This is a genomic window from Agrobacterium sp. CCNWLW32 (genome assembly GCF_037083425.1).
Classification (GTDB): domain Bacteria; phylum Pseudomonadota; class Alphaproteobacteria; order Rhizobiales; family Rhizobiaceae; genus Agrobacterium; species Agrobacterium radiobacter.
The window spans coordinates 99,701-124,431 of sequence record NZ_JBAOJM010000009.1; the positions used below are offsets into that span (position 1 = coordinate 99,701).

Here is a 24,731-nt window from a genome sequence, read left to right on the forward strand (position 1 = left end):
TTCTTCGCCTCGATAATGAATACTGTCAGAAAATCCGGTACTGGTTTGCCTTGTCGCGCAGGAATGCCAGGCCCTTGTCGAGAACCTCATCAGCGCTCGGCGCAACCGGCCGCCAGGTCGAAATCGCGCCCGCCATCTCCTCGGGCATCGCGGCAAAACTTTCGAGGGTCAGCACACCCTTGAAATCGATGGCGGCGAGTGCGGAAAACACTTCGTCCCAGGCAACGTTGCCAAACCCCGGCGTGCCGCGGTCGCTTTCCGACATATGCATGTATTTCAGGTGGTTGCGGGCGGTGATGATGCCGTTTGTGATACCCTTTTCCTCCATGTTCATGTGGAAGGTATCGAGATGGATAAAGACGTTGTCGGCACCGATACGTTCGACCAGCGCCACCGCCTGTTCGGCGGAATTGAGCAGATGGTTTTCGTAGCGGTTCACGGTCTCGATGCCGAATTGCAGGCCGAGCGTTTTCGCGTGGCCGGCAGCCCGCGAAAGCGCCCTTGTCAGGTTGTCATATTCACCCTGCGTCGGTGGAAATCCGGTTCGCTCATTGGTGCCGCCATAGGTGACCCCCGTCAGCGCTTCCGCCCCGATTTCTGCGGCTTTGTCGAGCGCGGTGTTCAGATGGTCGATAGCCGCGTCGGGACGTACAGACGCCCAGGCGGGCTCCGGCAGCACGAGCGAACAGACGGCGCGTAGACGGTATTTCTCCAGCAGGGCGCGCGTGTGTTTTGCATCGACGGAGGGAATATCGATGAGCGGAATCTCGATGAAATCCTGACCGTAATCCGCGGCAGCGGCAATGGACCGTCTGGCGTTTTCGTGGTCCCATTTCAGAGACCACATCATTGCGTGAACACCGAAGCCTTTCACGTCATACCTTCCTTCTGAGAGATGCGAAGTAGCTTGAAAACAGGCCGCGCGCCGCCATGACGACAATCATCAGCACGCCCCAGAGCGCCGTTGCCAGATGCTGGTTGGCCCCGAGAAGATTGAGGCCGGACGATAGGAGCTGCAGGACGATGAGCGCCACGAAAACGGGCAGCACCCGACCGAAACCACCGAACGGATTGATGCCGCCAAGAAAGGCCGCCAGCACCGTGATTAGCAGATAGGATTCCCCGTGGCCGACACGGACGGAGTTGAAACGGGCAAGCATGATGATGCCGGCAACAGCGCACATCAGACCCGAGAGCGTGTAGACGAGAACCTGGATCTTGCGCGTATTGAGGCCGGAATAACGCGCGGCCTCGATATTCGAGCCGATCATCAACAGGCCGAAGCCGAGCTTGGTGCGCGTCAGCAGCACATGCCAGAGCCCGACGCAGACGATGAAGATCAGAAGCGGGATCGGCAGACCGAGAAGCGTGCCGTGGCCAAGCGGCGCCATATAGGCGGGAAAACCCGAAACGTCACCGCCGCGTGTCAGAAACTCGCCAAGGCCACGCAAAAAAATCATCATCGACAGCGTCACCAGAATGGGGTGCGCGCGGGTGTAAGCGATCGCCGCTCCCGTCATGGCACCGGCAGCCCCGCCGGTGACAAGTGCGGCAAGGCAGGCCAGCAGAAATGCGCTCGGCGGCGCATCCACCCCGCCATGGACCTGCAGCACCCAAGCCGCAGCAAGACCTGACAGATTGGCGGCGAAGGTGACGGAAAGATTGATACCGCCCGTCAGAAGCGGCAGCAGCATCGCCAGTGTCAGCAGGCCGAGCTCCGGCAGCTGGAATGCGACCGAACCGAATGTCCCGAGCGAAAGAAAATTGTTCGCCAGCGTTCCAAAGATGAGCATGACCGCGATGAAGGCAATAACCGGCCCGGCCATATCGGCACCGAAGATCGCGTTGAATTTCCTGACAAGGCTGCTCATCGCTGGGCGCTCCCCTTCTTTGCGGATGTCCGTAAGGCGCTCGGCAGAAGCTTGTCGAACCGGGTGGAAGAGAGCGTGATGGCGATGAGGATGATGGCCCCGACGATCATCTTGAACGCAAAGGGAGAGACCCCCATCAGGTTGAGGCCGTTCTGGGTGATCGATACCATCAGCACCCCTAGCACGCAGCCGATGACAGACCCCTTGCCGCCGCCAAGCCGCGCGCCGCCAAGCACGGTTGCTGCAAGAACATCCAGCTCGCGGCCATAAAGCGCGTTCGGCACCACCTCCTGCGCATAATGCGCCTGCATGAGCCCGGCAATGCCCGCCATCAGGCCGAGCCAGCCGAAGGAGATGTAATGCATGGCACCGATATTGATGCCGAAGCGGCGAGCGCCTTCAGGGTTGTCGCCGAAGGCATAAAGTTTGCGCCCGACGGTGGTGCGCGAAATCATGAACCAGGTGGCGACACAGCAGAGGATCATGACGACAACGGGCAATGTCAGCTCGACCCAGGAACCATCAGGCATCTCACGCTCGTAAAGCACCACGCGCGTCGACAGCCACTCCGGCAGGTCGTAGATCGACACGCCCTTGGTGAAGAACATCAACAGCCCGAAGAAGATGTTGAAGGTGGAGATGGTCGCGACGATGGAAATGATGTTGAGCCGCCAGACGAGGAAGGCATTGACGAAACCGAGACCGAGGCCAACGGCGCCGGCGATGATGAAACCTTCCGCCCAGTTGCCGCCGCCGAGCGCATTGAGCGCCAGCACCGTCACATACTGGACGACGGAGGCCGCGACCGCGAAGGAGATGTCAATACCGCCTGAAATCAGCACCACGAGCAGGCCAACCGCGAAGATGATATTGACCGCCGAGACATTCAGCACGTCGAATGCATTGGAAATGGTGAGAAAGCGGTCGGTCGCAAAGGACAGTCCCGTGCAGAGCAGCACCATGACCACAAGCAGGGTAAATTCGGTCGTATGTCCGAGGATGAGCCTACGCATAGATGGCGGACTCCAGTTCGGTAAGCGACAGGCGTCGCGGATCATAGGTGGCGTGGAACCGGCCTTCGACCATGTGGATGACCCTGTCTGTATTGAAATAAACTTCCGGCGCTTCGTCGGAGATCACGATGATCGAGAGACCTTCTGCGGCGAGCTTGCGGACGATTTCGAAGATGCCGGCGCGGGCACCGACATCGACACCCACGGTCGGCGCGTCGAGGATGAGGATTTTCGGCCCGATCGCCAGCCACTTGGCAATCGCCACACGCTGCTGATTGCCGCCTGAAAGCGTGCGGATCGGATCTTCCGGCAATCCGATCTTGACGCCGAGCGCCGAAATCCAGCGGGAAACGACATCCGCCTTTTTCGACGGAGAGATCAGGCCACCGCTCAGCAAGCGGTCGAGAGAGGCCATGACGAGATTATCGGCAATGGACTGCGGCTGGTTCAGACCAAGCGAGAGCCGGTCCTCGGAAAGATAGGCGACACCCGCCCGGATCGCATCGCGGTTGGAATGGAAATCCACCCTCTTTCCATCGATGAGGATTTCACCCGATTGCGCCCGATGCATGCCGAACAGGGTCAAGGCCAGTTCCGTGCGGCCGGCTCCCAAGAGACCGGTTATGCCGAGTGTTTCTCCCCGCCGCAGATCGAACGAAACATCTTCAAATTCGCCGGCCCGGCTCAGCCCGCGCACCGAGAGAACAACGGGTTTGTCGTCGTGATCTGCGGCGATGACGGCGCTGTCGAAATTGCGACCGGTCATCAGTTCGGTCACCCGTGACTGGGTCATGCCTTCAACGGGAAAGACGCCAACAAGCGATCCATCCCGCAGCACGGTGATGCGGTCTGAAATCTCCAGCACTTCCGCAAGACGATGCGAGACGAAGACGACCGCCACACCCGAGGCAGAGAGGTTGCGGACGATGTCGATCAGATAATCGGTTTCGGACTGCGTGAGCGACGCGGTCGGTTCATCCATGAAAACGAGCCGCGCTTCCCCGACCAGCGCGCGGGCAATCGCCACGATCTGGCGCTGGGCGATGGGCAGTTCCTTCAGCGGCTTATCAAGATCGATCTCGACGCCGAGCCGGGCCAGCGCCTTTTCGGCAGCCTGTTCGATGGCGCGTTTGTCGACCAGCCCGTATTTTCCATTCACCGCGTACTGGAAGCCGATATTCTCAGCCACCGTCATTTCATCGAACAGCGCCAGATCCTGCCAGATAACCTGGATGCCAAGCGATTGCGCAAGCGTCGGGGTCATCGCCGCTATCGGCTTGCCGTCGAAATAGAGTTCGGCGTCGCTTTCGGGCGTATAAACGCCTGTTATGACCTTGATCAACGTGCTTTTGCCACAGCCGTTTTCGCCGGCAAGGCAATGCACTTCCCCCGGATTGACCTCGAAGGAAACATCCTTCAGGGCGCGCACACCGCCGAAGGTGACTTTGACATTTTTGAGGGACAGGAGCGGTTCTGCGCTCATGATAACGTAAATCTCCTTCCGCCACGGCAGCTTTGCAGACGTGGCGCTCGGCATGTTTTCCTGATGAGGCGTCGCGCGCGTATCGCACCCGCGCGACGCCCTTGGCCTTGGGGAGGATCAGAGGCCCATGGAAACGAGCTTGTCGATGCTTTCCTTGTCGATCTTCAAAAGCTGGTCGACGACGATGGTGTTACCCTCGGGATTGATGGTGCCTAGACCTTCGATATTGTCGCCGGCCTTGGGCGTCTCGCCCTTGGCGATACGATCGGCGAGGGTGATGAAGACTTCACCGGCCTGCTTCGGGTTCCACATGAAGCCCCCCGTCAGCGCGCCTGATTTGATGAGCTTCGCGCCCTGCCCCGGCGAGAACGGGCCGATGACGAAGACCTTGCCATCCTTGCGCCGCTCTTCGACGGCGCGGCCGGCACCGATCGGCCCCTGCGAACCAAAGGCGAGGAAACCACTCAGGTCAGCATTGGCGGACATCAGGTCAAGCGCCGTCGAACGGCTCTTGTCGAGGTCTTCAGCGACACCGTAGCGATCGCCGACCAGCTTCATGTCGGGATAATTGGCCTTGATATAGGCGATGGCGGCATCCGCCCAGGCGTTATGAAGCGGAACCGTAAGCGAGCCGACGAAGACAGCATAGGAGCCCTTGCCGCCCATCTTTTCCGCCAGGAGCTTGCCATGCGCTTCACCGAAACCCTTGGCGGAGGCGAGCTCGAAATCCCAGTCAGCGCCAAGCTGCTTGGGCGATTCATGGGTGATGACCTTGATACCGGCTGCCTGGGCCTTTTTCAGCACCGGCTCCAGCACCTTTGCATCATTCGGCACGACGCCGATAAAATCGACCTTCTGGGCGATCAGGTCCTCGATGGCGCGAACCTGCAGCGCCGGGTCGGCGCTGGTCGGGCCGACCATGAAACCGTCAACGCCGAGCTTCTTGCTCTGCTCCTTGATACCGGCCTCCATGGCGTTGAACCACGGAATGCCGCCGATCTTGACGACGACGCCAACCTTCGGCCCTTCGGCAAAGGCGGCGGATGAAAGCAGCGCGAGCGACAGGCCGACCGCTGCAGCAATAATTTTCTTCATGATGTTCCTCCTCAAAAAATCGGCAACCGAAACCCGCCGCAGCCATTTCTCATCTGGCGCGTTCAAAATTTCTCATCTCGCTTATTCGAGACTCTCCCTTGCCACTCCCACAGCAACCATCTTGCACAATCGATATTGCCAAGTTGCACAATCGATGGTGCAATAACCATATCATGAAGCTCCCTTCCGTCAAGGGGACGCCTGCTCTAATAATTGGAATCAGTTGGGGAGATCACAGTGACGGGCATAAGTTCCAAGAAAGCCACCATTTATGACTTGTCGATATTGTCGGGCGCATCAGCCTCGACGGTAAGCGCCGTGTTGAACGGATCATGGCGCAAGCGGCGGATTTCCGAGGAGACTGCCGATAAGATTCTCTCGCTTGCCAAGGCGCATCGCTACACCACCAACCTGCAGGCCCGCGGTTTGAGGAGCTCGAAATCCGGTCTCGTCGGGCTTCTGGTGCCCGTTTATGACAACCGGTTCTTTTCCTCTATGGCGCAGACCTTCGAGGGGCAGGCGCGCAAACGCGGCCTGTCGCCCATGGTCGTCTCCGGTCGGCGCGATCCCGAGGAAGAACGTCGCACCGTGGAGACCCTGATCGCCTATTCGATCGATGCGCTCTTCATTGCCGGTGTGACCGATCCCGACGGCGTGCACCAGGTCTGCGCCCGCGCGGCGCTGCCGCACGTCAATATCGATCTTCCCGGCAAGTTTGCGTCCTCGGTCATTTCCGACAACAGGCGCGGCGCGGAAATACTGACATCGGCAATCCTTGCCCATGCGGCAAAAGGCGGGCCTCTCGGTCCTGATGACGTCATCCTGTTCGGTGGTCACGACGACCACGCCAGCCGCGCCCGCATCGACGGCTTCCACGCTGCCAAGGCCGCCTATTTCGGGGCTGAGAGTGGAGACGATATCGAGATTACCGGCTATTCCCCTCGCATGACGGAACTGGCTTTCGAAGGTTTCTTCGAGCGCAGGGGCCGCCTGCCCCGCTGTTTCTTCGTCAACTCATCGATAAATTTCGAAGGGCTGCTTCGTTTCATGGGGCGTCATGACGGTGAGACCTTCGGCGACATCGTGGTCGGCTGCTTCGACTACGACCCGTTCGCATCGTTCCTTCCCTTCCCTGTCTATATGATCAAGCCCGATATCGCGCAGATGCTCGAAAAGGGTTTCGAACTGCTGGAAGAGAACCGGAGCGAACCCGAGGTCATCATTATCGAACCGCAGCTCATTCCCCCGCGAACCGCGCTGGAAGGCCCGCTCGACGATATCTGGGACCCGGTTGCATTACGCCGCATGGGCAGATGAACGCGCGGAATACCGCTTGACCTCAACTGCGCTTGAGGTCGTACCGATTGCATGGTGCTTCACCATTGCAACGGGATAACGATGATAGAAAAACTCATGAAGATGCTGGAAGACGGACGGGACAGTCCGCTCCTGCGCTTTTCAATCGCGAGGACTCTGGCGGGCGCAGGGCAATTCGAAGATGCCGCGCATCATCTGCAGGAGGCTATCCGGCAGGACCCAGACTATTCGGCGGTCTGGGCCGAACTCGGCGAATGCCGCGCACGGTTGGGAGATGAGGACGGCGCCATTGCGGCGTGGGTGAAAGGCATGTCGGTGGCCATCAGGCGTGGCGACATTCAGGCCAAAAGGCAGATGGAGGTCCGGCTGCGACGTTTACGGTCACGCAGTTTAAAGGGCGTCAGTTGATAAGACGGGAATCACGGGCGCAACTCGGTCGCGTCGTTGCCAGCACAATCGAGCCCATGCGCAAAAAATCGCCGGAAGGTTAGCCAGATTTCATAAAACTGGCTATGATCGCCGGAAAAATCACGGGAGGCGGCTGTCGAGGGCCGGTGATTTATGGGTTTTTCGGATCACATCAAGGAAATCGAGCACGTCGGACAGGGCAGGAATACCGGCCGCGATGCGGTGGTGCTTGAATCCTGGCGGCGTTGTCTCGATACCTATCAGCTTGATCCGGCCAAGGCCCGCGAAGCCGTCATCGTTTCCGAAACATGCCTGCGCGAGCATCGCCAGCGGGCGGAAGACCTCGTCCACATCGCCCGTTCCGGCCTGGAGCGGCTGTACCGGCAGGTGGCGGAGCAGAATTACGTTCTGCTTCTGTCGGATCAGCAGGGAGTGACGGTCGAGTTTCTGGGCGACCCGTCATTCAACAACAATCTGCGCAAGGCCGGGCTTTACCTGGGCTCTGAATGGTCGGAACCGCGCGCCGGCACTTGCGCCGTCGGCGCCTGCATTGCCACCGGCGAAGCGCTGACGATCCACCAGACCGATCATTTTGATGTGACACATACGCCGCTTTCCTGTACCGCCGCCCCGATCTACGATACCCAGGGCGCACTCACCGCCGTACTCGATATTTCGCTGCTGAGTTCCCCCATCCTCAAGACCAGCCAGAACATGGCGCGACATCTGGTTTCGTCGACCGTGCGAAGGATCGAACTGGCAAATCTGATGGCCAGCAGCCGTCATGATCTCGTGCTGCGCTTTGCTGGCGCGCCCGAATTTCTGGATGTCGACCCCGAAGCGGCCCTGTCCGTCGATGGCTCTGGCCGGATAACGGGCATGACGCACGCCGCCGCCCGCCTTCTCGCCGCATCGCGCGGGCTTGACTGGCGCATGCCGGAACGCCTCCTCGGAGAGCGCGTGGAGGAGTTTTTCGAGGCCGGCTTCGATGAACTCGCCTCCCTCACCCGGTCAAGCCTGCCGCAGGAGAGGCGCATCGTCGTGAAGGACGGCACGGTGCTTTATGCGCACGCGATCGAACCGCAGCAGCGCCGGTCGACCGTGCCGCTTGCCCATCCGAAATCCCAGCCTGTCATGGAAGAGATCGGCGGCGATGGACCGGCGGTTCGAAACCTCAGGCGCAAGGTGGAAAAACTGGCGCCTGCAAAACTGCCGATCCTACTGCAGGGCCAGACCGGAACTGGCAAGGAACATCTCGCCCGCATCATTCATGACGCCAGCGGCGTTTCCGGCCGCTTCGTCGCCGTCAATTGCGCCGCCATTCCCGAACAGCTGATCGAGAGCGAATTGTTCGGTTATCTGCCGGGAGCCTTCACGGGTGCGCTGGCGAAAGGACGCAAGGGACTGGTGGAAGAGGCACAAGGCGGAACGCTTTTCCTCGACGAAATCGGCGACATGCCGTTTGCGGCACAAAGCCGCCTTTTGCGGGTGCTGGCCGAAGGCGAGATTCTGCCCGTCGGTGGCTCCACCCCACAGAAGGTGGATTTCAGGGTGATTTCCGCATCGCACCGCCCGTTGAGCGACATGGTACGGACAGGTGATTTCCGCGAAGATCTCTACTACCGCCTGAATGCGGCCGTGCTGACCTTGCCGGCGCTTTGCGAGCGCGACGACTTCCCCTGGCTCCTCGATAGGCTTCTGGAAAAACATGGGCTGCCGGGTCGTCCTCTGACGCTCTCCAACGCAGCCCGGATGTTGATCTTTGGCCATTCCTGGCCCGGCAATATCCGCGAGCTGGACAATGCGATAGCCTTTGCCGCCGCCCTTTGCGATGACGGGGTGATTACGGCTGAAGACCTTCCCGATCATCTGGTCTCCGCAACGTCAGCCCCCATGATCGACAGTCGCGGTGCCGATCTCGGCGCGCTTCTGGCGGCCTGCAACGGCAATGTGTCGGAGGCCGCACGCCGGCTCGGCATCGATCGCACGACGATGCACCGGCGAATGCGACGCCTCGGCATCGGAAAACCTCACTAACAGGTAAGGCATATGCCACGGCTGTTGCGCCACAGCTGTGGCGTCATACAAAACCGGCATTCTGGTAAAACCCCGCAATTTCAGGCTTCCAGCACGGCAAACCGTGCTGGCACGGGCATTGCACCTTCTCCGGCATCAGGAGCCATCGAGGAGAAAACATGCGCGCGCTCAGATTTCACGCAGCCAGGGACCTGCGGATCGAAGACATTCCCGAGCCGAAACGGCCGGGGCCGGGGCAGGTTCTCGTCCGCAACCGGTTCGTCGGTATCTGCGGCACCGATCTGCATGAATATAGTTACGGTCCGATCTTCATCCCCACCGAACCGCACCCCTTTACCGGCGCACATGGCCCGCAAATTCTCGGTCACGAATTCGGCGGTGTCGTGGAGGCCATAGGCGAAGGCGTCACCTCGGTCGGCGTCGGTGATCGCGTCTCGATCCAGCCGCTCATCATGCCGCGATCCGGTGACTATTTCGCCGACCGTGGCCTCTTTCATCTCAGCACGCAGCTGGCGCTGGTCGGTCTCAGCTGGGAAGGCGGCGGCATGGCGCAGGCAGCACTCGTCAACGAATATAACGTTCAGAAGATTCCCGACGAGATGACAGATGAAGAGGCCGCACTCGTGGAACCCTCAGCGGTTGCTGTCTATGCCTGCGACCGCGGCGGCGTCACCGCCGGCAACAGCGTTCTGGTCACGGGCGCCGGCCCGATCGGCATGCTCACGCTTCTGGCCGCGCGTGCGGCCGGCGCGGTCCAGCTCTTCGTGTCCGATCTCAATGATGCCCGCCTTGAGCTTGCCCGCAGCATCGTCCCCGACGTCATCACTATCAACCCGAAGCGCGACAATGTCGGTGATGTCGTGCGCGCGGCAACGGAAGGCAAGGTCGGCTGCGATGTCGCCATTGAATGCGTAGGCAATGAACATGCGCTCAAGGCCTGCGTCGATGCGGTGCGCAAACAGGGCGTCGTCGTACAGACCGGCTTGCATCCGCATGAAAACCCGATCGACTGGTTCCAGGTGACATTCCGCGATCTGGAGATCAAGGGCTCATGGGCCTATCCGACCCATTATTGGCCGCGGGTCATCCGACTCATCGTCTCCGGCCTGCTGCCGGCGACGAAGATCGTTACCAAGCGGATCACGCTCGATACGGCCGTGTCTGAGGGCTTCGATGCCCTGCTCGATCCCGCCGGCACTCATCTGAAGATCCTGATCGATCTTTCGAAATAGGCTTTCCGCCTCCGCATGCCGGGAAGAGGAGCCCGGTATGCGGGAGCCGTTGGCTTTCGGGGCGGCGACTTCGCCGCTCCACCACCAGACCAAGCACCATGGAGGAAATGAATATGCTTGATGTCAGTCCCGCCACCAAAATCGACACGGTTCTTTCCAAGCTCGGCAATGCCCTGGAAAATGGAGATATAGACGCCGCCGTCAACCTGTTTCAGGCCGATTGTTACTGGCGCGACCTCGTGACCTTCACCTGGAACCTGAAGACGCTGGAAGGCCGTGAGCAGATCCGCGACATGCTGACGAGCCAGCTTTCCGCCATCAAACCCTCGGGCTTGGTGCAGGATGTGAAGGAGCAAGCCTCGGAAGGCGATGGCGTCACCGAAGGCTGGTTCGAGTTCGAGACCGGTGTCGCCCGCGGTTACGGCCACATCCGCCTGAAGGACGGGCTGATCTGGACCCTGCTCACCACCATGAGCGAATTGAAGGGCCATGAGGAACCGAAGGGTATCCGCCGACCGATGGGCGCAGAGCACGGCCACGACCGCAACCGCCGGACCTGGAAGGAAAAACGCGAGGCCGAAGCCGCCGAACTCGGCTATTCGGAGCAGCCCTATGTCGTCATCATCGGTGGCGGACAGGGCGGCATTGCACTTGGCGCGCGTCTTCGCCAACTTGGTGTGCCGGCGATCATCATCGAAAAGAATGAGCGGCCCGGCGACAGCTGGCGCAAGCGCTACAAGTCGCTCTGCCTGCATGACCCCGTCTGGTACGATCACCTGCCCTACATTCCCTTCCCGGAAAACTGGCCCGTCTTCACGCCGAAAGACAAGGTGGGTGACTGGTTGGAAATGTACACCAAGGTCATGGAGCTGAATTATTGGGGCTCCACCACCTGCAAGTCGGCACAATATGACGAGGTGACGGGCGAATGGACCGTGATTGTCGACCGCGCCGGCAAGGAGGTCGTACTGCGGCCGAAACAGCTGGTGCTGGCGACCGGCATGTCGGGCAAGGCGAATATCCCGAAATTCCCTGGACAGGATGTCTTCAAGGGCGAGCAACAGCATTCCTCGCAGCATCCGGGTCCGGACGCCTATGCCGGCAGAAAGGTCGTGGTGATCGGCTCCAACAACTCGGCGCATGATATCTGCGCAGCGCTCTGGGAGGCCGGTGCCGACGTTACCATGCTGCAGCGGTCCTCCACCCATATCGTCAAATCCGACTCGCTGATGGATATCGGTCTCGGCGACCTCTATTCCGAGCGGGCGGTGGCAAACGGCATGACCACGCGCAAGGCCGATCTCATTTTCGCCTCCGTGCCCTACAGGATCATGCACGAGTTTCAGGTGCCGGTTTACGACCGCATTCGCGAACAGGACGCCGATTTTTATGCGGCACTGGAGAAAGCCGGTTTCATGCTCGATTTCGGTGACGACGAGTCCGGCCTCTTCATGAAATATCTGCGGCGCGGATCGGGTTATTACATCGATGTCGGGGCCTGCGACCTCGTGATCGACGGCTCGATCAAGCTCAAATCCGGTGTCGACGTCTCGCACCTGACGGAGAATGCCGTGGTGCTGAAGGATGGCACGAAACTGCCCGCCGATCTGGTGGTCTATGCGACCGGCTATGGTTCGATGAATGGATGGGCGGCCGATCTCATTTCACGTGAGGTGGCGGACAAGGTGGGCAAATGCTGGGGCCTCGGTTCCGACACCACCAAGGATCCCGGCCCATGGGAAGGCGAACAGCGCAACATGTGGAAGCCGACACAACAGCAGGCGCTGTGGTTCCACGGCGGCAACCTGCATCAATCGCGGCACTATTCGCAATATCTCTCGCTGCAGCTCAAGGCGAGACAGGTGGGCCTGAAAACACCCGTTTACGGCCTTCAGAAGCCACATCATCTGTCCTGACCCTGAGGGAGTTCCGGCCCGTCTCGATGAGGCGGGCCGGGCGTTTTTACGACTGGGACCTATCGGATTGCCAGAACCGGTAAAGCTCCGCGACATTGCCGCTGGTCATGAGCGGCATTGCCGCCTTCAGTTGCTCCGCCGGCCACTCCCACCATTTCATCTCGAGCAAGAGGGCGATGCTGCCATCATCAAACCGCTTGCGGATCGTCTTTGCGGGATTGCCGCCGACAATGGCATAGGGCTCGACATTCTTCGTCACCAGCGCCCGCGTTCCGATCACGGCGCCATCACCAACCGTGATGCCGGGCATGATGATGGCTTCCGAGCCTATCCAGACATCGTTGCCGATGACGGTGTCGCCCGCCGGCAGATAACCATTCCCTGCATTTTCGAACTCCGGCACCTCGGGCATGAAGAAAAACGGGAAGGTGCTGACCCACTCGTTGCGATGGCCCTGATTGCCCGCCATGATGAAGGCGGCGCCCGAACCGATCGAACAGAAGCTTCCGATCACCAGCCTGTCCGCGCCTTCATCCGACAACAGATAACGGGCGCAGTCCTCAAAGCTGTGGCCGTGATAATAACCGGAATAATAGCTGTATTTCCCGACCACGAGGTTCGGGTTCTTGACCTGCTTGTCAAGCGTGATGCCCCGGAACGGGCTTTCGAAGTAGTTTTCCATTGGAGTAATCTCACTGCATATGTTCGCACTCGCTTGCCTCAAGGCAAGCCGACGCCGAGCGCCAAGCCTGTCGGCTTTTCGCTCGATGCTCCTCACGCAACGGCGGGAGCTAGATGCAGGTGATACTCGAGGCTTTTATCATGCAGTCTGGTTACCGCAAAAACCGGCGAAGGCCAAGCCAAGACATGTATGAAGCCTGCAATGGCTGACATCGGAATTCCGCCGGCACATAACGCAACAGCGGGGACTTCTCCCCGCTGTCCTCGTTAATTCGGCATATTCAACGCATCGCCGGCGCGGGCGTCCTTGGCCCGCGCCCGCGACGACTTCGGTCTTAGTAATGGACCGACTGGGAATCGATCGGCGTTACCTTCGGCGGGGCGAACTTTGTCAGGTCGATCCCGTCTACAGCGGAGCGATATTCCTCGATGCTCGGTGTGCGGCCGAGGATGGCCGAGAGCACCACGACCGGTGTGGAGGCAAGAAGCGATTCACCCTTCTTTTCGGCGCTGTCTTCAACGACACGTCCCTGGAAGAGACGAGTGGACGTTGCCAGAACCGTGTCGCCCTTTGCCGCCTTTTCCTGGTTGCCCATGCAAAGGTTGCAGCCCGGACGCTCGAGATACAGGATGTTTTCGTATTCGGTGCGGTTGGACGTCTTCGGATTGGCGTCATCGAACTCGAAGCCGGAATATTTCTGGAGGATTTCCCAATCCCCTTCCGCCTTCAGCTCATCGATGATGTTGTAGGTCGGCGCGGCGACGACGAGCGGCGCCTTGAACTCGACCTTGCCTTCAGCCTTTTCGATGTTCCGCAGCATCTGCGCGACGATCTTCACGTCGCCCTTATGCACCATGCAGGAGCCGACGAAGCCGAGATCGACCTTCTTGGTCGCGCCGTAATAGGATACCGGGCGGATCGTGTCGTGTGTGTAGCGTCTCGAAACGTCGTTGTTGTTAACGTCAGGGTCGGCGATCATCGGTTCGTTGATGACATCGAGGTCGACAACAACTTCAGCGAAATATTTCGCATTGGCGTCCGGCTTCAGGGCTGGCGTTTCACCTGAACGGATTTCCGCAATGCGTTGATCTGCCTTGTCAATCAGGCCTTTCAGCGTCTGGGCGGCATTGTCCATGCCCTTGTCGATCATGATCTGGATGCGCGACTTGGCGATCTCCAGAGATTCGATCAGCGTCTCATCTTCGGAAATGCAGATCGACGCCTTGGCCTTCATTTCGGCTGTCCAGTCAGTGAAGGTGAAGGCCTGGTCGGCGAGCAGCGTGCCGATGTGGACTTCGATAATACGGCCTTGGAAGACGTTGTCGCCGTGCTGCTGAAGCATCTGTGCCTGCGTAGCGTGCACCACATCACGGAAGTCCATATAAGGCTGCATCGTCCCCTTGAAGGTAACCTTGACCGACTGCGGGATCGGCATGGTCGCCTCGCCAGTCGCCAGCGCCAGTGCAACGGTGCCAGAGTCCGCACCAAAGGCAACGCCCTTGGACATGCGGGTGTGGCTGTCGCCGCCGATGATGATTGCCCGGTCATCAATGGTGATGTCGTTCAGCACCTTGTGGATCACGTCCGTCATGGAGTGATAGACGCCTTTCGGGTCACGCCCTGTGATGACGCCGAAATTGTGCATGAAGGACATGAGCTTCGGGGTGTTCGCCTGCGCCTTCTTGTCCCAGACGGAGGCCGTGTGGCAACCCGACTGATAGGCGCCATCCACCAGCGGCGAAATGACGGTGGCCGCCATCGCTTCCAGTTCCTGGGCGGTCATCAGACCAGTGGTATCCTGCGAGCCGACGATATTGACCTTGACGCGAACGTCGGAGCCGGCATGCAGCACCTTCCCGGGCGTGACGCCGACGGCATTGCGGTTGAAAATCTTCTCGACGGCGGTCAGGCCCTGTCCTTCGATGGAGATTTCCTTGTTGGGCGCGAACACAGGTGTCGCATCGACGCCGAGCGTTTCAGCGGCGAATGTCTGGAGCTTCTTGCCGAAGACGATGGCGTAGGAGCTGCCGGCCTTCATGAACTCCATCTTCTGGGGGGTGAAGGAAGATGCGAGATCGACAAGCTCGGTGCCGTTTTCATCCCGCAGCTTGCGGTTCTTGGCGTCGATCTTGAGAACTGTGCCGGTTTCGACCGAGTATTTCTGCTCGAGGATCGGATTACCGTCATTGTTGAGGATCGGCTTGCCGTCTTCGCCGAGCTTCTTCACCCAGTTCTTGAGGTTGATGCCGATACCGCCAGTCACGTCGACAGTGGTGGCGAAAATCGGCGAAATGCCGTTGGTGCCGGCGACGATGGGGGCGTAGTTGACGAAGGGCACATAGGGGCTGGCCTGCTTGCCGGTCCACAGCGCCACGTTGTTGACGCCGGACATGCGCGACGAGCCGACGCCCATCGTGCCCTTTTCGGCAATCATCATGACGCGCTTGTCGGGGTGCTGCCTCTGCAGCGCGACGATTTCAGCCTGCGCTTCCGGCGAGATCATACACTGGCCGTGCAGCTGGCGGTCCGAGCGCGAATGCGCCTGGTTGCCGGGGGAAAGAAGGTCGGTCGAAATATCGCCTTCGGCGGCGATGAAGGTGACGACCTTGATCTCGTCTTCAACGTCGGGAAGCTTGGTGAAGAATTCGGCCTTGGCGTAGCTTTCCAGCACTTCCCTGGCGATGGCGTTGCCCGCCTTGTAGGCATCGCGCAGGCGGAACATGTCGGCATCGTAAAGGAAGACCTGGGTCTTCAGCACTTCGCCGGCGGCGGCAGCAATCGCAGTGTCGTTGCCGAGCGCGATGTCAAGCAACACGCGGATCGACGGGCCGCCCTTCATGTGCGACAGCAGTTCCAGCGCGAAGGAAGGCGTGATTTCCGGCACGATCGCTTCGCCGAGAATGATCTGCTTCAGGAAGGCAGCCTTGACACCCGCGGCACTCGTCGTGCCCGGCAGGGTGTTGTAGATGAAGAACTTCAGGGCATCGGCGCGATGCTCGCTGCCGGCATCCTTGATCAGCTCGATAATCTCGGCCGTCAGTCCACCGTCATCAATCGGCTTGGGCGCGAGACCCTGTGGTTCTCTGCTTTTGATTTCAGCCAGGTAATCCAAATAAAGTGTCATCGCGATCCCAACGTCATGGTGTCTGTGGAGCCAAACACAACGCCACCGGCAGGTAGCGTTGAAAGCCCCGGGTTTCTGTCGTTTTCGACTACGCCAACCGGGGGCCGCTGACAAGATGCCGCACTCCGGTAAAGAACGAGTGGACGGATAAAATGCCGCTTTCGAGGCACTCAGCGCTGGCCTGGTGTTATCCTCATAAAGTTGCAGCCAATAGCTCATTTCACCCGGAAGTTTTCCAGCCTCGTCCGTTAAGGATTTATTAACCAAATCGGCGCGAATATTAGCTTATTCTAATTACTCGTTATCGGAGTAATTCGAGATCGCGTATGGCGAAATCGGCAGCGCGAAGCTTGGGGAGGCAGCATGCGGTTTTCTATATCAAGCTATTTGTTATCGCTGGCGGCACTGGTTTTCACACCGGTATCAAGCCTTGCGCAGGTCGCCTCGACGAATTTCACGGTGCAGATCACCATTCAGGCGGCATGCCAGATCAACTCGGCCGGCAATCTCAATTTCGGCACCAATGGCGTAATCGGCAGCGATATCGATGCGACCAGTGATGTTATCGTGCAATGCACGGCCAGCACACCCTTCAGCCTGGGCCTCAGCGCCGGCGCCGGCTCGGGGGCGACGGTCGCCAACCGGCTGATGACGTCGCCCGCCGGCGCGACCATTTCCTACTCGCTTTATACGACTGCGGCACATAGCACGGTGTGGGGGAACACCGTGGGGACGGACCGGCAAACGGGAACGGGAACCGGGGCACCGCAGACCTTCACTGTCTATGGGCGCGTACCTGCCCAGACGACACCCGCGGTCGGCGTCTATACCGATACGGTGACGGCCACGCTCAATTACTGATCGCCATAGGGAGGATCGCGCATGCGTCTTTTTACCTTAGCGGCTGCGTTTTTTGCCGGTTTGAGTGTTTCACCTTCACAGGCTGCCTCGCTACGGGTCGCACCCGTTCTTCTGGATCTTAAAGCGCCCACGGCGGCCTCCAGCCTTCGCATCTGGAACGATGCAAAAACTCCGATCAACGTTCAGGTGCGTATATTCCGCTGGACCCAGCAGAACGGGCAGGACGTCTATACGGCGGCGCAGGACGTCGTCGCCAGTCCGCCGATGACGCAGTTGAAGGGAGGCGCGGAAAACCTTATCCGCATCGTCCGGCTTTCCAAGGCGCCCCTGCGGGCCGAAGAGAGTTACCGCGTCATCGTCGATGAGTTGCCGCCGGCGGGAAGACCACAATCCGGCACGGTCAACCTTGTGGTGCGCCATTCCATCCCCGTTTTCTTCTCACCCGCCTCCACAGGCGATGCGGAACCGGCCTGGAAGATAACGCCACAGGGCAATGACTACAGGGTCTCGGTGTCCAATACGGGCGAGAGGCGGATAAGGATCGCCAACCTGATGCTTTCCGGCGGCAACGGGCAGGCGATTGCCCGGCAGCAGGGGCTGGTGGGATATGTGCTTGGCAAATCCGCCGCAAGCTTTGTGGTTCCGGCAACGGGCGGCAAAAAGGGCGGCGGCACGCTGAAGATTTCGGCAGACAGCGAAGGCGGCCCCGTCAATGCGACGGCGCGCGTCTCGGGCGGCTGACCTTGCCGTTTTGACGATTGCCGCTCTGACGGTCATTTCATCGGGCAGTTTCTCCATGGCGCAGGACATACCCCCTGCGGCGCAACCAGCCTCTTTTGCCGCAAAAGAAGCGGGACAGTTTCAGCTCGAAGTCTACATCAACGATGTTTCGACAGAACTGATCGCCACATTTCGTCAAAACGACGCCGGATCGTTTCTCATCGAGCCGGAGCAGCTGAACAATATCGGGATCTCTCCGGTTGAAAGCGCAGTCGGCGATGATGGCTGGATCGACATTTCCCGGCTTCCAGACGTGGTGGCGCGTTACGATGAAGGCACCCAGTCCATGCATTTCACCCTGCCAATGGCTGCGCGGGCAAACAGGGTGATCGACGCCTCTGGCAAGAATGCGACGGAAGAGGATGACGAAACGCAGGAAAAGGCCGCGAGCGATTTTGGAGGTGTGGTGAATTACACGATCTATGGCTCCTCCGGCGGCAACAAATGGTCTGACATCGCCGATTTCAACGGCGTATCGGCCCTCCTGGAAAGCAGGGTCTTCGGTCCGCTCGGCGTGCTGTCCTCGTCTCAGGTTCTGAGTACATCCCGCCTGTCGGAGTTCGACACCCAGCGCCTCGATACCACCTGGAGCTATTCAGACGAGGAAACGCTGACGAGCTACCGGGCCGGCGATCTCATCACCGGAGGGCTGAGCTGGACACGCCCGACGCGGCTCGGCGGCCTGCAGATCCGCCGTAATTTCGACCTGCGGCCGGATATCGTTACCATGCCGATGCCGGAATTTGCCGGTTCAGCGGCCGTGCCCTCCACCGTCGATGTCTATGTCAACAATATCCGCCGCCTGTCGCAGGATGTTCCCGAAGGCCCCTTCTCCATCACAAATCTTCCCGTCATAAGCGGCGCGGGCAATGCGCGGCTGGTGGTGCGGGATGCGCTGGGCCGCGAAACCGTATCCGAAACGCCCTTTTATACGTCACCGGACCTGCTGGCGAAGGGTCTCGTCGATTTCTCGGCGGAACTCGGTTTTGCCCGGCGCAATTACGGAACCTCTTCTTTCGATTACGACGAAAAATTGCTCGGATCAGCGACGGTTCGTTACGGCCTGTCTGATGGCCTGACGCTGGAGGGCCATGCGGAAGGCGGCGAGGATTTCTATAATATCGGCCTTGGCGGCGTCTTCACGCTTGGAGCCCATGGGCTGGCGGCGGTTTCCGGCGCATCCAGCCGCTTTGGCGAGGAAAGCGGCTACCAGCTCTCCGCAAGCGTCGAAGCCGAATTGCTCGGGCTCAAATTTCACGCCCGGTCGCAACGGGCATTCGGCGATTATCACGACATGGCGTCGGTCTCCGCCGACAGCTCGACACTCAGGACGATATCCGGCCTGCTGAGCGCGCGGCCGCCGCGAGCCGTGGATCAGATTTCCGTTTCCACACAGCTTGCTTTCGATGAAACGAGCCTGAACTTTTCCTATACGCAGGTGGAAACCTTCGATGAGAGGAAATCCCGGTTGCTCGGCCTTTCCGCCACGCGGCCGTTCGGCGAGAACGGCAATATCTTCATCACCGCCTATAGGGACCTTGAGGACAGCCAATCCTACGGCGTCTTCGCGGGCCTGTCCTGGTCGTTCGGCGGCGGCGTCTCCGGCTCGGCCGGCATGTCGTCAGATGCGGATGGATATTCGCTGACGGCAGAGATCGGAAAATCCGAAGAGCAGGCCGAGGGAAGTTATGGCTGGCGTCTGCGCGGCTCGACCGGCGGCAATGACATCGCATCCGTTTCCGGCAGTTACCGCGGCAGCGCGGCCCGCGTTTCGGCGGGCGTCGATCAATTCAACCGCACGACACAGGCCTATGCGCAGATCGAAGGATCGATAGCGCTCGCCGGCGGCGATGTCTTTGTCGGCAACCGGATCGATGACGCTTTCGCGGTGGTGGATGCGGGCGCGCCCGGCGTCGATATCCTGCTGGAAAACCGCCCTATCGGCCAGACCAACCGCCGCGGCAAGATATTGCTTCCGAACCTGCGCTCCTATGACGTCAACAACATCACGCTCGACCCCAGCAATCTCCCGGTCGACGCCCGCATCGACCGCACGAAACAGACCGTGACGCCAGCGGAGCGGGCTGGAGCGGTGGTCAATTTCAAGGTGCAAACCGAGGGTCAGGTGGCGCTGGTGACGCTGAAAGACGAAAGCGGCCAATTCATCGAAACCGGATCAACAGGCAAAATCGACGACAAGCGCGATTTCGTCGTCGGTTATGACGGGCAGGCCTATCTCGACAATATCAGCGACACGCATCGCCTCCGCATCATGCAGCCGACGAAAGGCGAGTGCGAGGCGCAGATCACCGTCCCCTCTGCCGGCGAGACGCGCGCAACTCTCGAAACCCTATGCAGGAGCATCCAATGAAGGTCCTGACCCGTGCCGCCCTTGCCATCGCCGCTTTCCTCTCCGCTTCACCGGTTCTGGCCCAAAGCTGCACCTTCAACATGTCGGATATGAATTTCGGCTTCGTCAATCTCGCAGGCGGCAGCGCCGTGGACACGACGGCGACATTGTCAGTCACCTGCTCCAACCCCTTGTCGCTGGCGCTTTCCATCCGCATCTGCCCCAACATCAATGCCGGAAGCGGCGGGCAGTCGGGCGGCATCCGCCGGATGCTTCAGGGCAGCAACATTCTCAATTACCAGCTTTACCAAAACGCGGCGCGGACGACCTCCTGGGGATCGGTCACACAGCCCGCACTCGGCTCGCCTCCGCCAATCGATATGGCGCTGCCGCTCCTGATCAACACCACGAGCCGCACGGTCTATGGCCGGATCAACGCCGGTCAGGCCTCGGCAGCGCGCGGCCTTTATCTTTCCAGCTTCGCCGGCGCGGAAACGAGCTTCACCTATACGACATTTACCCTGCTCGCACCGAGCTGCTCTTCCGTGACCCAGAACCCCACGCAGGTGCCGTTCAACGTGTCGGCCGCAGTGGCGCCCACCTGCATCATCTCGGCCCAGAATATCGATTTCGGCAGTCACGGCGTGTTGAACACGGCAGTCAATGCGACCGGAGCGATCAATCTGACCTGCACCACCAATCTGAACTACAGTGTGACGCTCAATGGCGGCCTGAGCAACAGCCCGCCAGCCGCGCGCCAGATGGTGCAGGCGGGCGCATCGATAACCTATGGTCTCTACCGCGACGCGAACCGCACGAATGTCTGGGGAAGTGCAGCGGGGGAGATAGTCACTGGCACCGGCACAGGCAGCCTGCAGACATTGACCGTCTACGGACGCGTACCGGCGCAGAACACGCCGGCACCGGGAAACTACTCCGACACGGTGGTCGTAACGGTGAACTACTGAGGGGCCGAACGAACCTCTGACTTTCCAAGTTCCAGCCGCCGATCGATGCCGATGCCGGCGAGAAACGCCTCATCATGGCTGACGACCAGCAAGGCGCCGTCATAGGCCCGAAGGCCAGCCTCCACGGCGGCGATGGAATCGATATCGAGATGGTTCGTCGGCTCATCAAGGATCAGCAATTGCGGAGGCTGCGGGCCTCCCAGAACACAGGCGAGACCTGCCCTGAGCATCTGCCCGCCCGAGAGTGTTGCAACGATCTGCAAGGCGGCATCGGCACGAAACATGAAGCGCGCAAGCGCGGAGCGGCAGGCATTTTCCCCGGCCTGCGGGTTGAGTCTAAGGAAGTTGTCGCGGATGGACAGGTTCGCATCGAGCAGGCTGACCTGCTGGTCGAGAAACACGGACTTCACCCCGACATGTACCACCCCTTCAAATGGCGGCAGGTCCCCCGTGATCACTGAAAGCAGCGTCGTTTTTCCCGATCCGTTCGGACCGGTCGCGGCAACACGTTGCGGCCCGGTGATTTCGAAAGAAAGATCGCGAAGCACGGGTTGGTCGGCCCGATACCCCGCCGTCAGGTTCTGCAGGTTGAGCACGGTTTTTGTCGCGTGCAGCCCGCTGGGCGGCAATGTGACGCTGACGCCCTGCAGGATTTCGATCCGCTCCCGCGCCGTCTTCAAATCTTCCGTCGCCTCGGCTGTCAGGCGGCTGGCCAGATTGGTATTGTCACCGCTCGTCTTGTCGGCGCGCCTTTTCATCGCGCCGACAAGGATACGGGGCATGTCTCCCCTCGCCGCTTTTGCAGCACCCCTGCTGTCACGGCGAGCCTTGCGCTCCAGCGCCTCCTGCGACCGGCGTCTGACCTTGGACAGACGTTTTTCCGCATGCGCAAAGTCCTGTTCGGCGGCGGCCAGCTCCAGCGCTTTCTGTGCGCGGTAGTGGCTCCAGTTGCCGCCGTAACGGGTTGCTCCGAGCGTGGTCATTTCGACGATTGCATCGAGGGTTTCGAGAAGTTCCCGATCATGACTGACGACGATCGCTCCGCCATGCCAGACCGCCAGAAAATCGGCGACGAAAATGCGCCCGTCCCGATCGAGATTATTCGTCGGTTCGTCGAGGATCAGGAAGTCGGGAGCGGCGTGGATTTGAGCCGCAAGTGCGGCCCGCGTGCGCTGCCCGCCGGACAGCGCCGAAAGCGGTGTGGAGGGCAAGGCATCCAGCCCGACCTGCGCCAGGGCCCCGGCAATTTTGTCCTCCAGCATCCAGTCGATATCTTCAAGCTCTGCGAGAGTGGGCGTTCCCGCCTGCGCACGGGCAAGGACCTCAAGTGCATCGCGCGCGTCAAAAAGGTCGGCGACGGTCTCTTCCGGCGCCACCTGCACGCTCTGGCGCAGAAGATTGACGCTGCCCGAGGCGGAAACCGTGCCCGCGGATGGCGACAGTTCCCCCGCAATCAGTTTCAGAAGCGTCGTCTTGCCGACGCCGTTGCGCCCGACAAGGCCGGTGCGTTCCGCTCCGAAGCGAAGATTGATGTTGGAAAAGAGCGGATGACCGTCAGGTGTTGACCACGAAAGGTCCGAGAGAGTGATGGAATGCGGCATGGATATGGGTTCCCCTGATGACAAGGCATTGCGGCTTTGTGATCGGGTGGAAATCCATGGTTCACCGTCCTGTTGGTGTTGCGCAGAACACGCCCTTACGCGAAAAAAGCGGCGTGTTCGTGGCGTGGGTTCAGTGTTCGGGAAGGGAACGCCGGGGGAAACCCCGGCGTTTCGTTTTTTCAGGCCACCAGCCCCTTGGTCAGCTCCAGCGCCTGCCGTTCAAACAGCCGGCGATAGATGCCGTCATGGAGGCGGATAAGCGCCTGGTGGTCACCCTCTTCGACAATCTTGCCCTTGTCGAAGACCAGCAGCCGGTCCAGCGCCCTGACCGTGGAAAGCCGGTGCGCGATGACCAGTGTGGTGCGGCCGACCATCAGCCGTTCCATTGCCTGCTGGATCTGCACTTCGCTTTCACTGTCGAGACTGGAAGTCGCCTCGTCCAGTATCAGCACCGGCGCATCCGCGAGGAAAGCACGGGCAATGGCCACACGCTGACGCTCGCCGCCGGACAGCTTGACACCACGCTCGCCCACCATCGTCTCATAACCCTTGGGAAGGGACATGATGAAATCATGGGCGCTCGCCTGTTTCGCCGCCTGCTCGATCTGACGCCGCGTGGCGTCCGGCCGGCCATAGGCGATGTTTTCCGCCAGCGTGCGGTGGAACAGGATGGGCTCCTGCTGCACGATGGCGATCTGGCCGCGCAGGCTCGACTGCGTGACCCCGGCGATATTCTGGCCGTCGATGCGGATCGCACCCGACTTGACGTCGTAGAGCCGCTGGATGAGCTTGACGAAGGTTGTCTTGCCCGAACCGGAATGGCCGACCAGGCCCACACGTTCACCCGCCTTGATGGTGACCGAAAAGTCATCATAAAGCGGTGTGGTATGCGCGCCATACTGGAAGGTGACGTGATCGAAGACGATCTCGCCCTTTCCGATCTTGATCGGTCCGGCATCCGGCCTGTCTTCGATGCCAAGCGGCATCTTGTCCAGCAGCACCAGCTCTTCCATGTCGTTGACGGCACGTTGCAGGTTGCGGATATCCTGCCCCACATCGCGCAGGTAACCCTGCAGCACGAAGAACATCGCCAGCACGAAGGTGATGTCGCCCGGTGTCGCCAGCCCCTGTCGCCACATGATGAGGCCGGTGCCGAGAATGCCGGCCTGCATGGAGACCATCATGAAGCTCTGGATCGTGCCGTTCAGCGTGCCACGCTTCCATGTCCTGCGTGTGCGGTTGTCCCACTTCACCAGCACATGGCCCAGGCGCGTTTCTTCGCGGGTCTCGGCGCCGAAGGCCTTGACCACCGAATTGCAGCTGATGGCATCCGCCAGCGCGCCGCCAAGCCGGGTATCCCAGGCATTGGCCAACCTTGCCGCCGGCGAGACATAACCCATCGAAAGCCCCACCGTGACGCCGACATAGATCAGCGAGCCGAGACCGACGATCAGGCCCATGACCGGCCAGTAGCTGCCGAGCACGATGGTCGCGCCCACCAGCATGACGATGGAAGGCAAAAGCGCGACGAGCAGCAGGTCATTAAGCGAATCCAGCGCCCACATGCCGCGTGTGATCTTGCGCACCGTGGAACCGGCAAAGCTGTTGGCATGCCAGTCGGTGGAGAAACGCTGGACCTTGTGGAGGCCGTTATGAGTGACATCCGCCATGGTCTTCAGGGTGAGCCTGATGATGCCATTGAAGATGAACCAGCGCAGCACCACGCTCACCAGCCCAAGCGACACAACGATGACGAAGGCGCGCAACGCCCCATCGCCCCCATTGCCAGCGCCGTTACCGCCGGCAATGGCATCGACGATCTGGCCGGAAAAGACCGGCACCATCACTTCGGCCAGCGTGCTGGCAATTACCAGCACGATGATGAAACCCACCAGCGCCGGCCGGTTGCGCCAATGGTTGAAAACAAAGCCGAGCACATTGCGATATGCATCAGCGCGAAAATCGAGCTTCTTGCGTGACATTTTAACCAGCC

18 protein-coding genes are annotated in these 24,731 nt (G+C 60.3%); 9 read left to right on the top strand and 9 right to left on the bottom strand.

Annotation, left to right across the window (positions count from 1 at the left end; genetic code table 11):
- Nucleotides 1-25: 25 nt before the first annotated feature.
- The 5 genes from V6R85_RS18550 to V6R85_RS18570 all read right to left on the bottom strand — a co-directional run bounded on the left by V6R85_RS18550 (nt 26) and on the right by V6R85_RS18570 (nt 5,462).
- Nucleotides 26-874 (bottom strand): sugar phosphate isomerase/epimerase family protein, encoded by an 849-nt coding sequence (locus V6R85_RS18550; RefSeq protein ID WP_111791423.1) that lies wholly within the window; start codon nt 872-874, stop codon nt 26-28.
- A gap of 1 nt (nt 875) precedes the next feature.
- On the bottom strand, nt 876-1,871 hold the full coding sequence (locus V6R85_RS18555; protein ID WP_111791424.1) for an ABC transporter permease: 996 nt from the start codon (nt 1,869-1,871) through the stop codon (nt 876-878).
- On the bottom strand, nt 1,868-2,884 hold the full coding sequence (locus V6R85_RS18560; protein ID WP_111791425.1) for an ABC transporter permease: 1,017 nt from the start codon (nt 2,882-2,884) through the stop codon (nt 1,868-1,870). The genes V6R85_RS18555 and V6R85_RS18560 overlap by 4 nt, the downstream gene beginning before the upstream one ends.
- A complete protein-coding gene (locus V6R85_RS18565) occupies nt 2,877-4,367 on the bottom strand; it encodes a sugar ABC transporter ATP-binding protein (protein ID WP_060727324.1) in 1,491 nt (496 codons plus the stop codon). The genes V6R85_RS18560 and V6R85_RS18565 overlap by 8 nt, the downstream gene beginning before the upstream one ends.
- Nucleotides 4,368-4,484: 117 nt before the next feature.
- Complete coding sequence (locus V6R85_RS18570; protein ID WP_003521644.1) at nt 4,485-5,462, bottom strand: substrate-binding domain-containing protein; 978 nt, start codon at nt 5,460-5,462, stop codon at nt 4,485-4,487.
- Nucleotides 5,463-5,699: 237 nt separating this feature from the next.
- Here V6R85_RS18570 and V6R85_RS18575 point away from each other — a divergent pair, with 237 nt between their 5' ends.
- The 5 genes from V6R85_RS18575 (at nt 5,700) to V6R85_RS18595 (ending at nt 12,372) form a co-directional block, all read left to right on the top strand.
- The gene (locus tag V6R85_RS18575) at nt 5,700-6,779 is read left to right on the top strand and encodes a LacI family DNA-binding transcriptional regulator (protein ID WP_060727208.1); all 1,080 of its coding nucleotides are present in this window, start codon (nt 5,700-5,702) and stop codon (nt 6,777-6,779) included.
- A gap of 96 nt (nt 6,780-6,875) precedes the next feature.
- Entirely contained in the window at nt 6,876-7,187 is a 312-nt protein-coding gene (locus V6R85_RS18580; RefSeq protein WP_223568689.1) for a tetratricopeptide repeat protein, read from the top strand.
- A 153-nt stretch (nt 7,188-7,340) separates the two neighbouring features.
- A complete protein-coding gene (locus V6R85_RS18585; RefSeq protein WP_112278136.1) occupies nt 7,341-9,224 on the top strand; it encodes a sigma-54-dependent Fis family transcriptional regulator in 1,884 nt (627 codons plus the stop codon).
- A gap of 158 nt (nt 9,225-9,382) precedes the next feature.
- Nucleotides 9,383-10,456: a 2,3-butanediol dehydrogenase gene (locus V6R85_RS18590; RefSeq protein ID WP_112278135.1), complete on the top strand. Its 1,074-nt coding sequence runs from the start codon at nt 9,383-9,385 to the stop codon at nt 10,454-10,456.
- 113 nt (nt 10,457-10,569) lie between these two features.
- Complete coding sequence (locus V6R85_RS18595) at nt 10,570-12,372, top strand: NAD(P)/FAD-dependent oxidoreductase (RefSeq protein WP_111784972.1); 1,803 nt, start codon at nt 10,570-10,572, stop codon at nt 12,370-12,372.
- A 46-nt stretch (nt 12,373-12,418) separates the two neighbouring features.
- Here the strand turns inward: V6R85_RS18595 and catB are convergent, their stop codons facing one another.
- Both catB and V6R85_RS18605 read right to left on the bottom strand, forming a co-directional pair.
- Nucleotides 12,419-13,054 carry a type B chloramphenicol O-acetyltransferase gene (catB, locus tag V6R85_RS18600; RefSeq protein WP_060727212.1) on the bottom strand — a complete coding sequence of 212 codons (636 nt, stop codon included), beginning with the start codon at nt 13,052-13,054 and terminating at the stop codon, nt 12,419-12,421.
- Between the two features lie 334 nt (nt 13,055-13,388).
- Complete coding sequence (locus V6R85_RS18605) at nt 13,389-16,178, bottom strand: bifunctional aconitate hydratase 2/2-methylisocitrate dehydratase (protein ID WP_060727213.1); 2,790 nt, start codon at nt 16,176-16,178, stop codon at nt 13,389-13,391.
- 363 nt (nt 16,179-16,541) lie between these two features.
- Between V6R85_RS18605 and V6R85_RS18610 the strand changes: the two genes are divergently transcribed.
- From V6R85_RS18610 to V6R85_RS18625, 4 genes are read left to right on the top strand one after another with little or no spacing between them, the layout of a single operon-like run.
- A complete protein-coding gene (locus tag V6R85_RS18610) occupies nt 16,542-17,039 on the top strand; it encodes a Csu type fimbrial protein (protein ID WP_113100915.1) in 498 nt (165 codons plus the stop codon).
- Nucleotides 17,040-17,060: 21 nt separating this feature from the next.
- The gene (locus V6R85_RS18615; protein ID WP_060727215.1) at nt 17,061-17,780 is read left to right on the top strand and encodes a fimbrial biogenesis chaperone; all 720 of its coding nucleotides are present in this window, start codon (nt 17,061-17,063) and stop codon (nt 17,778-17,780) included.
- The gene (locus V6R85_RS18620) at nt 17,752-20,190 is read left to right on the top strand and encodes a fimbria/pilus outer membrane usher protein (RefSeq protein ID WP_111820815.1); all 2,439 of its coding nucleotides are present in this window, start codon (nt 17,752-17,754) and stop codon (nt 20,188-20,190) included. Before V6R85_RS18615 ends, V6R85_RS18620 begins: the two co-directional genes overlap by 29 nt.
- Nucleotides 20,187-21,137, top strand: a complete 951-nt coding sequence (locus V6R85_RS18625; RefSeq protein ID WP_111791428.1) for a Csu type fimbrial protein — start codon at nt 20,187-20,189, stop codon at nt 21,135-21,137. The genes V6R85_RS18620 and V6R85_RS18625 overlap by 4 nt, the downstream gene beginning before the upstream one ends.
- On the opposite strand, the gene V6R85_RS18630 is transcribed toward V6R85_RS18625, so the two are convergent.
- Both V6R85_RS18630 and V6R85_RS18635 read right to left on the bottom strand, forming a co-directional pair.
- A complete protein-coding gene (locus tag V6R85_RS18630) occupies nt 21,131-22,738 on the bottom strand; it encodes an ATP-binding cassette domain-containing protein (RefSeq protein ID WP_129565357.1) in 1,608 nt (535 codons plus the stop codon). The two genes, V6R85_RS18625 and V6R85_RS18630, sit on opposite strands and share 7 nt — an antisense overlap.
- A 179-nt stretch (nt 22,739-22,917) precedes the next feature.
- Entirely contained in the window at nt 22,918-24,720 is a 1,803-nt protein-coding gene (locus V6R85_RS18635; RefSeq protein ID WP_336377116.1) for an ABC transporter ATP-binding protein, read from the bottom strand.
- Between the last annotated feature and the right edge of the window lie 11 nt (nt 24,721-24,731).

What these genes read in the sequence shown, in the direction of transcription:
- V6R85_RS18625 (WP_111791428.1), top strand. Translation starts at nt 20,187, where the DNA reads ATGAAGGTCCTGACCCGTGCCGCCCTTGCCATCGCCGCTTTCCTCTCC.
- V6R85_RS18580 (WP_223568689.1), top strand. Translation starts at nt 6,876, where the DNA reads ATGAAGATGCTGGAAGACGGACGGGACAGTCCGCTCCTGCGCTTTTCA.
- V6R85_RS18615 (WP_060727215.1), top strand. Translation starts at nt 17,061, where the DNA reads ATGCGTCTTTTTACCTTAGCGGCTGCGTTTTTTGCCGGTTTGAGTGTT.
- V6R85_RS18590 (WP_112278135.1), top strand. Translation starts at nt 9,383, where the DNA reads ATGCGCGCGCTCAGATTTCACGCAGCCAGGGACCTGCGGATCGAAGAC.
- V6R85_RS18570 (WP_003521644.1), bottom strand. Translation starts at nt 5,462, where the DNA reads ATGAAGAAAATTATTGCTGCAGCGGTCGGCCTGTCGCTCGCGCTGCTT.
- V6R85_RS18595 (WP_111784972.1), top strand. Translation starts at nt 10,570, where the DNA reads ATGCTTGATGTCAGTCCCGCCACCAAAATCGACACGGTTCTTTCCAAG.
- V6R85_RS18620 (WP_111820815.1), top strand. Translation starts at nt 17,752, where the DNA reads ATGCGACGGCGCGCGTCTCGGGCGGCTGACCTTGCCGTTTTGACGATT.
- V6R85_RS18610 (WP_113100915.1), top strand. Translation starts at nt 16,542, where the DNA reads ATGCGGTTTTCTATATCAAGCTATTTGTTATCGCTGGCGGCACTGGTT.
- V6R85_RS18585 (WP_112278136.1), top strand. Translation starts at nt 7,341, where the DNA reads ATGGGTTTTTCGGATCACATCAAGGAAATCGAGCACGTCGGACAGGGC.
- V6R85_RS18565 (WP_060727324.1), bottom strand. Translation starts at nt 4,367, where the DNA reads ATGAGCGCAGAACCGCTCCTGTCCCTCAAAAATGTCAAAGTCACCTTC.
- catB (WP_060727212.1), bottom strand. Translation starts at nt 13,054, where the DNA reads ATGGAAAACTACTTCGAAAGCCCGTTCCGGGGCATCACGCTTGACAAG.
- V6R85_RS18605 (WP_060727213.1), bottom strand. Translation starts at nt 16,178, where the DNA reads ATGACACTTTATTTGGATTACCTGGCTGAAATCAAAAGCAGAGAACCA.
- V6R85_RS18560 (WP_111791425.1), bottom strand. Translation starts at nt 2,884, where the DNA reads ATGCGTAGGCTCATCCTCGGACATACGACCGAATTTACCCTGCTTGTG.
- V6R85_RS18555 (WP_111791424.1), bottom strand. Translation starts at nt 1,871, where the DNA reads ATGAGCAGCCTTGTCAGGAAATTCAACGCGATCTTCGGTGCCGATATG.
- V6R85_RS18630 (WP_129565357.1), bottom strand. Translation starts at nt 22,738, where the DNA reads ATGCCGCATTCCATCACTCTCTCGGACCTTTCGTGGTCAACACCTGAC.
- V6R85_RS18635 (WP_336377116.1), bottom strand. Translation starts at nt 24,720, where the DNA reads ATGTCACGCAAGAAGCTCGATTTTCGCGCTGATGCATATCGCAATGTG.